General features: G+C 39.5%; 12 protein-coding genes. 8 read left to right on the top strand and 4 right to left on the bottom strand.

All coding sequences use genetic code 11. The features are described 5' to 3' along the window. Entirely contained in the window at positions 1–630 is a 630-nt protein-coding gene (locus GJS41_RS07080; RefSeq protein WP_154246584.1) for a hypothetical protein, read from the top strand. An 8-nt stretch (positions 631–638) separates the two neighbouring features. On the opposite strand, the gene GJS41_RS07075 is transcribed toward GJS41_RS07080, so the two are convergent. Continuing rightward, positions 639–1,118 carry a thermonuclease family protein gene (locus tag GJS41_RS07075; protein ID WP_154246583.1) on the bottom strand — a complete coding sequence of 160 codons (480 nt, stop codon included), beginning with the start codon at positions 1,116–1,118 and terminating at the stop codon, positions 639–641. A gap of 22 nt (positions 1,119–1,140) precedes the next feature. Next, a complete protein-coding gene (locus tag GJS41_RS07070) occupies positions 1,141–2,424 on the bottom strand; it encodes a threonine/serine exporter ThrE family protein (protein WP_154246582.1) in 1,284 nt (427 codons plus the stop codon). A gap of 159 nt (positions 2,425–2,583) precedes the next feature. Here GJS41_RS07070 and GJS41_RS07065 point away from each other — a divergent pair, with 159 nt between their 5' ends. The 3 genes from GJS41_RS07065 (at position 2,584) to GJS41_RS07055 (ending at position 6,634) form a co-directional block, all read left to right on the top strand. Beyond that, the gene (locus GJS41_RS07065) at positions 2,584–2,856 is read left to right on the top strand and encodes a hypothetical protein (protein WP_154246581.1); all 273 of its coding nucleotides are present in this window, start codon (positions 2,584–2,586) and stop codon (positions 2,854–2,856) included. Between the two features lie 82 nt (positions 2,857–2,938). Beyond that, positions 2,939–5,299, top strand: coding sequence for a TonB-dependent receptor domain-containing protein (locus GJS41_RS07060; protein ID WP_154246580.1), 2,361 nt, complete (start codon positions 2,939–2,941; stop codon positions 5,297–5,299). Between the two features lie 78 nt (positions 5,300–5,377). Continuing rightward, complete coding sequence (locus GJS41_RS07055) at positions 5,378–6,634, top strand: pepsin-like aspartic protease (RefSeq protein WP_154246579.1); 1,257 nt, start codon at positions 5,378–5,380, stop codon at positions 6,632–6,634. Between the two features lie 6 nt (positions 6,635–6,640). On the opposite strand, the gene rarD is transcribed toward GJS41_RS07055, so the two are convergent. Both rarD and GJS41_RS07045 read right to left on the bottom strand, forming a co-directional pair. Beyond that, positions 6,641–7,534 carry an EamA family transporter RarD gene (gene rarD / locus GJS41_RS07050; RefSeq protein WP_370515648.1) on the bottom strand — a complete coding sequence of 298 codons (894 nt, stop codon included), beginning with the start codon at positions 7,532–7,534 and terminating at the stop codon, positions 6,641–6,643. A gap of 36 nt (positions 7,535–7,570) precedes the next feature. Continuing rightward, positions 7,571–8,032: a thioesterase family protein gene (locus GJS41_RS07045; RefSeq protein ID WP_154246578.1), complete on the bottom strand. Its 462-nt coding sequence runs from the start codon at positions 8,030–8,032 to the stop codon at positions 7,571–7,573. 188 nt (positions 8,033–8,220) lie between these two features. Here GJS41_RS07045 and GJS41_RS07040 point away from each other — a divergent pair, with 188 nt between their 5' ends. The 4 genes from GJS41_RS07040 (at position 8,221) to GJS41_RS07025 (ending at position 12,788) form a co-directional block, all read left to right on the top strand. After that, the gene (locus tag GJS41_RS07040; protein ID WP_154246577.1) at positions 8,221–8,658 is read left to right on the top strand and encodes a cytochrome c5 family protein; all 438 of its coding nucleotides are present in this window, start codon (positions 8,221–8,223) and stop codon (positions 8,656–8,658) included. Between the two features lie 81 nt (positions 8,659–8,739). Continuing rightward, positions 8,740–9,054: a cytochrome c5 family protein gene (locus GJS41_RS07035; RefSeq protein WP_154246576.1), complete on the top strand. Its 315-nt coding sequence runs from the start codon at positions 8,740–8,742 to the stop codon at positions 9,052–9,054. A 131-nt stretch (positions 9,055–9,185) separates the two neighbouring features. After that, a complete protein-coding gene (locus GJS41_RS07030) occupies positions 9,186–9,380 on the top strand; it encodes a hypothetical protein (RefSeq protein ID WP_154246575.1) in 195 nt (64 codons plus the stop codon). A 183-nt stretch (positions 9,381–9,563) separates the two neighbouring features. Further along, positions 9,564–12,788: an amidohydrolase family protein gene (locus GJS41_RS07025; protein ID WP_154246574.1), complete on the top strand. Its 3,225-nt coding sequence runs from the start codon at positions 9,564–9,566 to the stop codon at positions 12,786–12,788. Positions 12,789–12,848 lie beyond the last annotated feature (60 nt).

The following is a 12,848-nucleotide window of genomic DNA, read 5'->3' as shown; positions in this document are numbered from 1 at the left end:
GTGAAACTATTATCGGTTTCTAAATACTTCTTAGTAGTATTAGCATTGGGTGTGAGTTCAAGTGCTTTGCCAGAAGAGTCTAAATGTAATAACGCCGTGACAGGTAAAGTTGAGTTGTTACCAAAGGATATCCTGGAAACGTTAATGGTCGCTGCAGATGCTTTTTGCGAAATTCAAAAAGAAAAATTTACAACGAGTTATAAAGTAAGGATTACAGGCACCATTAGAAGTATTGGCGATCAGGCAAGGTATATTGACCAATGTTTAAAGCGCGATAAATGTAGAATTTACGAGAACCAGCAAGCAGTTCAAGAATACTTAAGCATACCAAATCCGACACCAAAAAAGCTTGAAGCCAAAATAAAAGATCAGTTGACTCGAAAATGCTTTATATCAAAACATTTGTCAAACCGGGCTGTGGATATTGGTACTCGAAACATGCCGCAAGATAGGATTGCTTTGTTAGCAAAGTTAATCGGTGATACCGAATATTATGTTGCTGGAAAAAAGTACCGACCAATTGTAATCAATCGAAGTCATGGCACTGGTCCTCATTTGCACATAAATTTTGAACCATATTATTTTGATCCTAGCAGCTGCCCTAAAGATCATAGTTTTACAACAGAGTAAGCGATTCGTTATTTGCGAGGGTTTTTCTTTCGCCAATTCCAAGGCTCTATGCGTTGCGATTCGGGCAAAGCCCATAAGCCTCGTTTATTTTTCTTTGCTTGTTTTTGTAGCCATTGCAATTTTAGATTGTCAGAGTAACGCCAGAGCCAAGCATGACCTGTTTTGATCATTTCAGTATTAACGGATGTTTCATTAACAATGATGTCCACTAATCGGCGGCCATAGCGATCTTTTTTCTTGCCGATCAAAAATAAAGGCTCATTATCTATTAGTTGTTTTAAATGGTTCTTAGATTCTTTGGCAAAGGGCTGATGCTTTTCCGGAGCATCAATATCTTTAAGTCGAACAGTAAACTGCTTTCCTTTTTCATCACAACACAAAACTGCGCTATCCCCGTCTTGAACATATTTCAAACGGTAGTCGTTGCTTACGCTTGTTTCACAAGCAGTCAATATAAGACAAAAAAGAGCCAGCGAATTAAGTTTCATTACAGTGTATATTCCTAGCAAGTTACTCTTTAATTTTTTTCGCTTTTGGCTTAGGTAAGGTGGCAATCGAAGAAATTAATAGCCCCGTTACTAATGAAATACCGGTGATAACCATACTAAATGCAATCTCGATACCGCCAATAATGTCATGATCCAAAATAGCGGTGAGACTTTTAAAACCGACAGAACCGGGAACTAAAATAATAAAGCCTGGCATCATGATAGCTGCCGTGGGAACCCGCTTGATGCGATAGGCGATATTGGAAAAGAGACCAACTGATAAAGCACCTAGGAATGCGCCTGTTGCTGCACCAAAATGCATGACCCCAAACTTAGAAACAAAAAAGGCTACAAAAGTCGCAATAATAATCCAGGGTAACTCTTTCCAGCGAGTTTGGAATAACACCATAAAAGACCATGAGGTCACTAATAAGGCAATATATAGAGTCCAATCAGGTAAAGCATTTGCTGTTGGCAACAGCTGCTCTTGGAATAAATGAGCAGCCAGTTGACTACCAATAGCTACGCCAAAAGCCATTTGAATAAAAATCATCCCCGCTCCCAGTAAGCGCGAAGTTCCTGAGACTAAATTCTGTGTGGCCAATTCAGCCATTGCTATCGTCAGCATCAAGCCTGGGACTAAAACAATGATGCCAGCAACAATTGGAATATAGGTAGAGTGTAAACCAAGCAATTGACTAAAGGCGAAGGAGATAAAAGATGCTATAAATGCGCACAGCGCTGGCATGAGACTAGAGACAGACTGTATCCGCGGACTATTATTTACGATCAGACCAACGATAAACCCTATAAAAGTCGCGGCAACAACTTCTTGCCAGCCACCATTAAAAATTCGGGCGATTGAGGCCGAAACGGAACTAAAGCAAAAAACCATCCAGTACTTGTTATGGACTGGTTTAGATTTGCTGATTTCCAATAATTCTTTCGCGCCTTGTTCGGCAGTTAAATCATCATTGATAACCGCATAGGCAACATCCATAGAACTACGTAATTTATCGACATTGACTTCGCCTGAGTTTGAGCGAATAACGTAAGTTTGTGGGTTTTCCTCTTCCTGCATGAAGGTCATGGTGATGCTAGTTGGAACGGCGCTGACTTGAACACCATATTCCAATTGGTCAGCGACCTTAGTCATCAGACTTTCAAGCTCATAAGCCGGAACACCATAGGTATGTAATGCTTTGACCAAGCGGAGCATAAACCCTATCGGTTTATGTCTCTCTGGAAGGTTGGGGACTTTATCTAGTCGTCTTTCAGAAATCGAACGTGGAACTTGGTTGGTCATAGTGCTAACTCAGCTACTATTTAGTGATGCTTGGTTTAATGCTAACCCTTTTGAATAAGTTTTGTAACAAATATTTAAGTTATATCGTCAGGATAAGTGTTGTAAAGCCTATCATGCTCCATTATTATTATAGGCTTAAGTATTATTAAATTGACTGCAATGAATAAACTTCTGAAATACAGCTTTATTGTGCTAACTCTTATGAGTTTGGCGCTAATGCCTGTTGCTCATAGTTTATCGTCACATCAGGCTATTGAAGAGTGTTCGGTTTGTATTTCCCAACCGAGTACTGATGCTAATACCAACTCCATTGAATTGATTTCAACAGTTGCATATGGAGTTTATAAAGAAACGGTTTTTAGTTTAGAGCTTGTCACTAGTCAACTATCCTGTTCGCCCTTTTATGGCCGTGCGCCACCTGCTTCTGCTTAATTTATAAAATCTAACCTCAGTTAAGGCAGTAATTCTTTTTAAAGAGTTATTGTATTTATATGTATATTTAGGAAATTAAGTTATGAAAGCAAGACATTTTAAAAAATCATTAACAGCATTAGTGATTAGTGGTCTACTGAGCCAAGCGGCAGTGGCGGCGGAAAAAAATCTAAGTGGTACCATCGTTGATGACAAGGGTCAGCCAGTTGCCAACGCAGAAGTTCATATTCGAGCACTAAATAAAAAGGTAATGACTAACAGCAATGGTCAATTTAGTTTCGATGCATTAGCAGAAGGACGTTATGTAATTGATGTGGAAGCCGCAAAGTTAGGTCATATAAATAAATCAATTCGTCACGATGGTTCTGTAATTACTTTAAAAGTAGAAGATGATCCAAATATTATTGTGGTAACTGGTAATCCTCTAGAGCATTCGAGTTTAGAAATGGCATCGCCTTCAGTAGTTATTACTGGTGATGAACTAGTTAAAAACCGTGGCGCTAATATTGGTGAAACAATTGCCGAGCTCCCAGGTGTTAATTTATCAAGTTTTGGTATTGGTGCTGGGCGACCGGTTATTCGCGGCCAACAGGGGAATAGAGTTACCGTATTAAGCAATAATACTTCTACTTCTGACGCATCGAATGCGAGTCCAGACCACTGGGTTGCGGCAGAACCATTATTAGCAAAACGTATTGAAGTGTTAAAAGGGCCGGCAACTTTAATCTATGGTGGTGAAGCCGTTGGCGGTGCGGTTAATGTCGTTGATAATAGAATTCCAACAGAGGCACCTGAAGGTTTCGAAGGTGGTTTAGAGGTTCGTTTAGGTGATTCGGCAGTAGGTGAGAAAACCTTTGTTGGCACGTTAGCCACAGGAGCTGAATTAGAGGGAGGGACTCTTGCCTTTAACTTAGATTTCCTTGATTCTCAGACGGACGCCTTTGAAATTCCAGGTTATGCAGAATCTGCTCGACTTCGTGCATTAGAGGAAGCCGAAGAAGAGGAAGGCCACAGTGAAGAAGAGCATGAAGAAGCTTTCGGTCTTCTTGAAAATAGTGATACGGATACACAGGGCGCAAGTTTTGGTTTTTCATGGATAACTGATAACGGTTATTGGGGCGTTTCTTATACAGACTTTGAACGTAACTACGGATTGCCAGGCCATGCTCATGGTCACGAAGAAGAAGATCCCATGGGCGGTGCTCCTGAAGAAGAGGAAGAAGAGATTATTCGCCTCGATCTTGAGCAAAAACGATGGGATGTGAAAGGCCAATGGAATGACCCATTTGCAGGCTTCCAAGCTTTGAAATTTAGTTACACCAATACTGATTATCAGCACACAGAGTTAGAAGGAGAAGAAGACGGTACTGTGTTCATTAACGACTCGAATGAACTGCGTGTTGAGTTGGTACATTCAGCTTGGTCTGGTTGGCAAGGCGCTTTTGGTTTGCAATATAGTGACAGTGATTTTGCTGCCATAGGTGAAGAAGCATTTATTCCGCAAACCAAAACAGAAAAACTGGGTATATTTTGGTTGGAAGAAAAAGATATTGGCGATTGGCATTATGAAGTAGGTGCTCGTTATGATCACCAAGAGATAGATGCTGGTATTTTTGGTTCTCGTGAGGACTCTGCATTTAGTTTCGCTGCCGGTGCTGTTTGGCATATCAATGAAAATTGGTCAATGCCCATTAACTTTGCTAGAGCACAACGTTTACCTCAAAATGAAGAGCTACTATCAAATGCAGGCAATACAGAAGATACTTATGTTGAGCATTTAGCGACTTTAACTGTAGAAGTTGGAGATCCTAATTTAGATAAAGAGACCGCTAATAATTTTGATATTGGTTTACGTTATAACAGTGATAATTTATCTGGATCTATAGCAATTTTTAATAACCGAGTGAATAACTTTATTTTCTTAGAGCACATTGAAGAAGACCATGCTGGTGAAGAAGAGCACGATCATGAAGAGTTACCTTTATTAATGTATGCTCAGCAAGATGTTATCTTTGAAGGTCTGGAAGCTGAAGTATTATGGACTTTTGCAGAAGGCGACTATGGCTATTGGCAGTTAGGAGCTTTTGGTGATTATACGCACGCAGAATTTAACAATGCGAGTGGCGCCTATATTCCACGCCAACCTGCAAGAAGATTAGGTGTCTCGTTAGGTTACGAGTTTGGTGACTTCTCAGCAGAGTTAAAATCAGTTAACGTCGCAAAGCAAGACAAAGTAGCTGAAGAAGAGCTACAAACTGATGGTTATGATTTATTAAATCTCACCTTAGGTTACGGATTAACTTTTGAAAGCTCTGAAGGGTTATTATTCTTAAGAGCGCAAAATTTATTGGATGAAGAAATTCGTGATCATGCTTCTTTCTTGAAAGATAGAGCGCCAAGACCTGGTCGTTCCGTTACAGCTGGATTTAGATTAACGTTTTAATTTGTTAAAATAAATTACTTTTCCTAAAGAAACGGGTGCGCTATTCTTAGCGCACCCGTTTCTTTTACAATCATCAATATGCCATCGAAAACACTAAAATTACCGATCAACATTGTTGCTGCTAAAGGTGGATACTGTGTGGAAATGGAGATAGGTTGTAATCAAGATAAAGTAAAATTGCTATTGGATACGGGTAGTAGCACCATTGCGGTAGAAACTAATAAATATAAACCAGAAGATGATTTTTATTTGCACCCTACTTCTTATGCACAATGTATAACTTATGGCTCGGGAGGCTGGGCCGGCCCTTTAGTCGAGACTCATCTACAGTTCCAAAGTCACAGTAAAAAAATGACTTTGAAAGATGGTCATATTGCTATTATCAAATCGGAGCAGCAAGATAACTTTCATGGGGCTGATGGTATATTAGGTTTAGCTTATAGACAACTAAATAGAGCTTATGATTTAAGTGATTATTTTGCAGAACGTCATTATGAATCAAATCAAACTTTTCCTTGGCCTTTTATTATCGAGGAAAATAAATCTTCAGTTAGAACGTTTAAAAAATTCTTAAAAAATTACGACTGGATAAAGCCTAAGGCATTTTTTACAGAATTAGAAGAGCATAAAATTTGTCGTGATAAATTTTCTATATATGTAAAGCGTTCTTTAATGCATGTAAAAGAAGACCATCTTAAGTCAGATGAATTAGAGGCAGACCCGTTAAATCAAGGGTGGTTGATTTTAGGTTCAGGCGAAGAGCATAAAGAGCTCTATAACGGTAAATTACAAGTTATAGATGTAGTGCATGATGCTTATTATAACACTAACTTATTAGGTATCAGTATTGCGGACAATGATCTTATTAAACCGGTTGATGACCCTTATAAAAAATCTGCCAAATATTCTAATTCTATTGTAGACTGCGGCTCCAGTTTTTTGGTGTTGCAAGAAAATTTATATCAAGAATTAATGGATCAGTTGCTCGAAATAAGTGTTGATTTTATACAGCAAATAGAAGCCTCAGATAATGCTTATAAAACAGGTAGTAGTTATAAGCCAGCAGATTTAGATTTATCGAAGTGGCCTGATATTCATTTCCATTTCCAAGGTGAACACGCTAATGATGTTACAAAGCTGACATGTAAGCCTGAACATTACTGGCAGTTAAATGCCTTAGAAAAAGATCGAGCTTGGTTTATGATCATGCAAGAAGTTGCCAATATTCCCAACAAGTCAATTCTCGGATTACCATTAATTAGTGATTATTTTTGCGTCTTCGATCGCGAGCACGATAAAAACGGCGTGATAAAAGTTGGTGGAATACAACTATAAACCTAGTCATCTGGTTAGACGTTTTGATTGTTTGAAATTACCAAAGCTATACACTACTAAGCCAAGCCAAATAAAACTAAAACTAATTAATAAATCCTGATTAAAGGGTTCGTTAAAGGCAAATACCGCTAAAAAGAAGGTCAAAGTGGGTGCTAAATATTGAATAAAGCCAATAGTATTTAGCGGAAGTATACGTGCGCCAGCAGCAAAAAGCGCGAGCGGTACTGTGGTGATGACGCCACCAGCAATGAGTAACCAATCAAGAGTCAAGTTGCCTTGCATAAAAGCACCGAATCCATTCCAGAGAAGATAAAAAATATAGCCTGCAGTTACTGGTAATACTATTAAAGTTTCGACTAATAGACCTTGTAGCGGACCAATATTGACTTGCTTTCGGAGCAAACCATAAATCGCAAAAGTGGTAGCTAAACTTAAACTGATCCATGGCACTCCTCCTAGGATTACAATCCGATAGGCAACGCCAAGACTGGCAAGAATTAATGCTGCGATTTTCCAGCCATCTAATTTTTCGCGAAGGACCAGTATACCCAGTGCCACTGTAAGCAGCGGATTTATAAAATAACCGAGGCTGGTATCCAAAACTCGATCATTTACGACCGCCCAAGTAAAAATTAGCCAATTACTTGAAATTAATGTTGCTGTTATGAATAAGGTGATTAGCGTTTTTTTGTCTTGCCAGATGCTTTTCGGAAATGGTCTTTTGATAGCAAGCATGATGATGATAATTACTGGTACAGACCAAGCTATACGGTGAGCTAATATTTCAAGCGCCGAAGTATCACCTAAGGCTTTGAAATAGATGGGTGCTAGCCCCCAAATTAAAAAGGCTAAGATGGCGTAAAGGTAGCCTGCTTTTAAATCAGAATTTTGCTGAGACACTATGTATTCCTACCAATTGTTTTATAAATTGCGGTGCTATCCAACCATATAGGTTCCGGTGGCTACTGCGATTTGCAGCTCTTGTTCATTGACTAACTCCATTCTGACTACTGCAATTTTTGCGCCGGTTCTGAGTAACCGCGCTTTGGCATAAAAGGCTTCACCTTTGCCAGGTCGTAAATAATCGACCCGCATATCGATGGTACTGAGTTTTGTTAGCTTTTCTTTTAATTTGTTCAGATGAGTGGCTGGATTATCATTTAAAACGCCTACAGCCGCCATGATGCCACCCACCATATCGAGTGATGCTGAGATAACGCCACCATGTAATATTCCATGGAAATAATTTCCGACCAGCTCGGGTTTCATATCGAATTGGATAATGCTCTCTTCATCGCTAATACTATGGAATTTAAGGCCAATATGGCGATTGAATGGGATCTTATTGATCATTAATTCGCTAATAGCGGACAGAGCAGCTTGTTTTAGAAAGCCCATAGTTGGAGTTAGTTGGCAGCTTGAGCTTCAGTTTGCCTTAAAACGGTAAAAAAAGGTATGGCTAAATCTAATATCTGGCGGGTTTGACTATTTAATCCCTTGTTAAATAAAGGTATAATCCTCGCCGAGTTAAAGATATGAAGTTAAGTATTCATCGACTTAGCTATGAAGCTATAGAGAGATCAGAAATGAAGTTAATCAAAACTGTTGCAGTATTTTCCATTAGTGTTGTTATGGCGGCCTTTGCTGGCGAAGCTTTGGCAACCCATTTAAGCAAGAAAAGCACCGATGAGCGTATTAAACCTGCGCATAAGGTATACGTTAAAGGCGACAAGATCCCTCAGGTAGCAAACGAATTGCCAAAGCCTCCAAAACCAGCCGGCCCTCGTTCTGGTGAAGATATTTACAACACCTATTGTTCGGCTTGTCATAATGCTGGTATTGCCGGCGCGCCTAAGATGGGTGATGTTGCTGCATGGTCGGATAGAATGACTGAAGGTCTTGAGCATATTTATGCAGAAGCAATTAATGGTGTGGGTGCGATGCCGGCAATGGGTACTTGTAGTGACTGCTCTGAAGACGATATTAAAAAGACTGTTGACTATATTTTAGCCAATAGCAAATAAGTATTTTATAGATAGCAAGCCGATGATTTCAGTCGAATTCATCGGTTTTTTTATGCCTGATATTTTTATAGATAGAGAGTTATGAAGATTAGTGTAGTTATTTTTTTTAGTCTGATATTGTTAATTGGATGTGACAATCCGCAAGTCGTACGAGATGGACAGGCTATTTACTATCAGTCTTGTGTCAGCTGCCATGATCGTGGCCATGGAGGAGCGCCTGTTTTAGGCGATGATAAGGCTTGGAGTCTTAGATTGTCGAAAGGTAAAGCTCAGTTATTGGAAAACTTAAAGCAAGGTTATAATAGTATGCCGGCTAAAGGGGCTTGTTTTGATTGTAGTGACCAAGAACTCGAAATGGTTTTGGAGTTTATTATTTTAGAATCTAAGCTTAAGTAAGGCTCGTTAAAATTAAAGCCATTAAATAAAGCCCCCAAAAAGATAGCTTTACCTTTCTTTAAGTAATATCCATAGAGCAAAACGGTACTTTTATTTATCCTTAAACTACCATAATAATTGAGGATAAAGTAATGAATAGTTTCCTAAAGTGCTTACTAATACTTGCAAGTGTTTTTATTTTTACTGGCTGTGAGATAAACCCTGTTATTGAAAAAGACAAGCGATCTGATTTTGAGAAAGTTCAGGAAAACGCCGGGTTGGTTCTTAAAGACTGCGGCAAAGGCAAAGTAAAAAAAGTCACAATAGATGGCTATGAATGCTTTTGATTAGCAAGCAGACGACGTAAGAGATGATAACATCTTGTGTCATTTTTCATTTAAGTAACCTTTTCTTACATTTTCCCACTAAAATCACTTCAATCTTTTTGCCAATTGTACTTATAAGCTCTATATTTATGAGTTAAGTTAAACCGCTATTAAATATAGATAAATCAAACTATTGGGCCAATTATGAAAAAGACCGTTTTTATTTCTGCATTAGTTAGTTTATCGCTGGCTAGTGTGGCTTATGCTGCTGAAAACAGCGATAAATCCGATAAAGACTCTAAAAAAGATGTTGCTTGGGATGTGAATAAAGCTCCTGGCAAAGCATATTTTGCAGATATAAAAGTGACCGAAGGCACTTGGATGAATTTAGATGTGAGTCCTGATGGTAAAACTTTGGTTTTCGATTTATTAGGTGACATATACACTATGCCTATAGCTGGAGGTGAAGCAAAAAATATCACCAACTCTATGGCGTGGGATATGCAGCCGCGCTTTTCACCTGACGGTAGTCAATTGTCCTACACTTCCGATCAAGGGGGTGGTGACAACATCTGGATCATGGATACTGATGGAAGTGATTCGTACCAAGTTACTAAAGAGAAATTCCGATTGTTGAATAATGCTGTTTGGAGCCCGGATGGTAATTATTTAGCGGCACGCAAACACTTCACTGGAACTCGCTCGCTTGGCGCCGGTGAAATTTGGCTTTACCACAAATCAGGCGGTAATGGGATTAAGCTGAATAAGCGTCCGAATGAACAAAAAGATCTTGGTGAGCCAGCTTTTACGCCAGATGGTCAATATGTATTATTTTCTCGTGATTCGACTCCAGGAAGGTATTTTGAATACAGTAAAAATTCGAATGAGCAAATCTATGAAGTTTTTGCGATTGATAGGAACACTGGGGATATTGAAACTTGGATTTCTGGCCAAGGCGGTGCAGTAAGACCAACGGTTTCACCTGATGGTAAATTCATTGCTTTTGTTCGTCGTATCCGCGAAAAAAGTACCTTGTATTTGCAAGATCGTGAGTCAGGCGCTGAATTTCCGATTTATAAAGGTCTAGAAAGAGACATGCAGGAGACCTGGGCGATCCATGGTGTTTACCCGAATTTCGCTTGGACTCCAGATAGTAAAAACATTGTATTCTGGGCTAAAGGAAAAATTCATAAAATCGATATCGACTCGAAAGATGTTGCAGAAATTCCTTTCAGTGTGACCGATAAGCGTGAGATGCGGGAAGCTATTACTATCAACCAAGAAGCAGCGCCAGCAGACTTTAATGCAAAAATGCTGCGTTGGATGCAAGTATCACCAAATGGTAAGACTGCGATTTTCCAAGCGCTAGGCTATATTTACAAAGTAAATTTACCTGATGGCAAGCCTCAAAGAATCACCAATCAGTCTGATCACTTTGAATATTATCCAAGATTCTCGCCAAATGGCGGCAGTATTATTTACACCACATGGAATGACAAAGATTTAGGTAGTGTAAAAATTCACTCTTTGTTTGATGGTCGTCAAAGAGTTATCAGTCAAAAGCCGGGTCATTATGTTAATCCCTCGTTAAGTGCTGATGGTAAAATCGCTGTTTTTCAGGCGATTTCTGGCGGCTATTTAACCAGTCCGTTGTATTCTAAAGAAACTGGGATCATTAAAGTTGATTTAAAAGCACGACAGCAAGATCGCATCAGTAAATCAGGTGCCAAACCTTTCTTTAATAAAGATTCCGATCGTATTTTTTATTCGCAATCCAAGGTTGATGGCGAAGTTCATTCGCAAAAACTCATGAGTATGGATTTATCGGGTAATGATAAACGCGAACATTATATCGGGCAATGGATCAGTGATTACGCTATTTCGCCAGATCAACAATGGCTAGCGTTTAATCAACGTTATCAAGTTTATGTCACGCCATTTGTAGCTGGTGGTAAAGCGATCAGTACAGGACCAAATGCGGCTAATTTGCCAGTAAAGAGATTCTCGGAATTTTCGGGTGCCAACCTTTCTTGGTCTGGTGATAGTAGGAGTCTTAATTGGTCAATGGGCCCGAATTTATACCAACAAAAATTGGATACTAAATTTGCTTTTTTAAATGCTAACGGTGAAGTTCCTGAAGCATCAAAAGCTACAGTAACCGAAATAGAGTTGGCAGCGAAAGCCGAGGTTCCATCCGGTTTAATTGCTTTAAAAGGGGCCAAAATTATCACTATGAAAGGTGATGAAGTGATTACTGATGGGACTGTCATGATTGAGAACAATCGAATAAAAGCCATTGGTAAATCGTCAGAAATTTCAGTGCCGTCAAGTGCTCAAACTTTTGATGTAAAAGGTAAAACTATTATTCCTGGCTTGGTCGATTTTCATTGGCATGGCCCTTATGCCAATAATCAAATGCAGCCACAAACTAACTGGAATGCTTTAGCCTCGCTTGCATTTGGGGTAACCACTACGCATAACCCATCAGCGAGTACGGAAGCTGTATTTTCTGCTTCTGAAATGCAGAAAACAGGACAAATAGTTGCGCCGAGGTTATTCTCAACCGGTACTATTTTGTATGGCGCTAATCATTACATTACAGCCGATGTAAATAACTTAAAAGATGCTACTGGTCATTTAGAACGTATGAAGTCAGTTGGCGCTTTTTCAGTAAAAAGTTATAACCAGCCACGTCGCGATCAACGGCAACAAGTGTTAGAGGCGGCCAGACAAACGGGCTTGTTAGTGGTGCCTGAAGGAGGTTCTTTATTCCAGCATAATATGACTATGGTAGTTGATGGCCATACAACCATTGAACACTCTTTGCCAGTAGCAAATATTTATGGAGATGTTAAGCAGCTAATGGGGCAAGCTAATACTGCTTATGTACCAACAATGGGTGTGTCATATGGCGGTATTTCAGGTGAGCGATATTGGTATGAGAAAACAGACGTATGGAAGCACCCTATTTTAAGCCGTTTTGTACCAAGGCAAATTCTAGAAGCACGCTCAGTGCGCCGTTATAAAGCGCCAGAAGAAGATTATAATCATGTCAATGTGGCTCGTGGCGCTGCTCAATTGCAAGATGAGGGCGTGAAAGTCTTAATGGGTGCGCATGGTCAGCGAGAAGGCTTAGCTGCACATTGGGAAATGTGGATGTTTGAGCAAGGCGGCATGACCGCAATGGAAGCTTTACGAACGGCGACTATTGACGGTGCTAAAGTCCTTGGAATGGCAGAAGATTTAGGCTCACTTGAAGTGGGTAAATTAGCAGATATTGTGGTTTTGGATGCTGATCCTTTAGCAAATCTTCGCAATAGTGATCAGGTGCATATGGTTATGATCAATGGCAACTTGTATGAAGCGGCGACTATGAACCAATTAGCTCCACAAAAGCAAGAACGCCCAAAGCTATATTTTGAAGACTAATTGATTGATAAATAAACAAAAGTAATGCAAATATGCATTACTTTTGTTCAACTTTTTAGG

Origin of the sequence: Kangiella sp. HZ709 (assembly GCF_009674675.1) — a bacterium.
Lineage (GTDB): Bacteria > Pseudomonadota > Gammaproteobacteria > Enterobacterales > Kangiellaceae > Kangiella.
The sequence above is the reverse complement of the archived record's forward strand: the minus strand, read 5'-3'. Positions and strand labels throughout refer to the sequence as shown.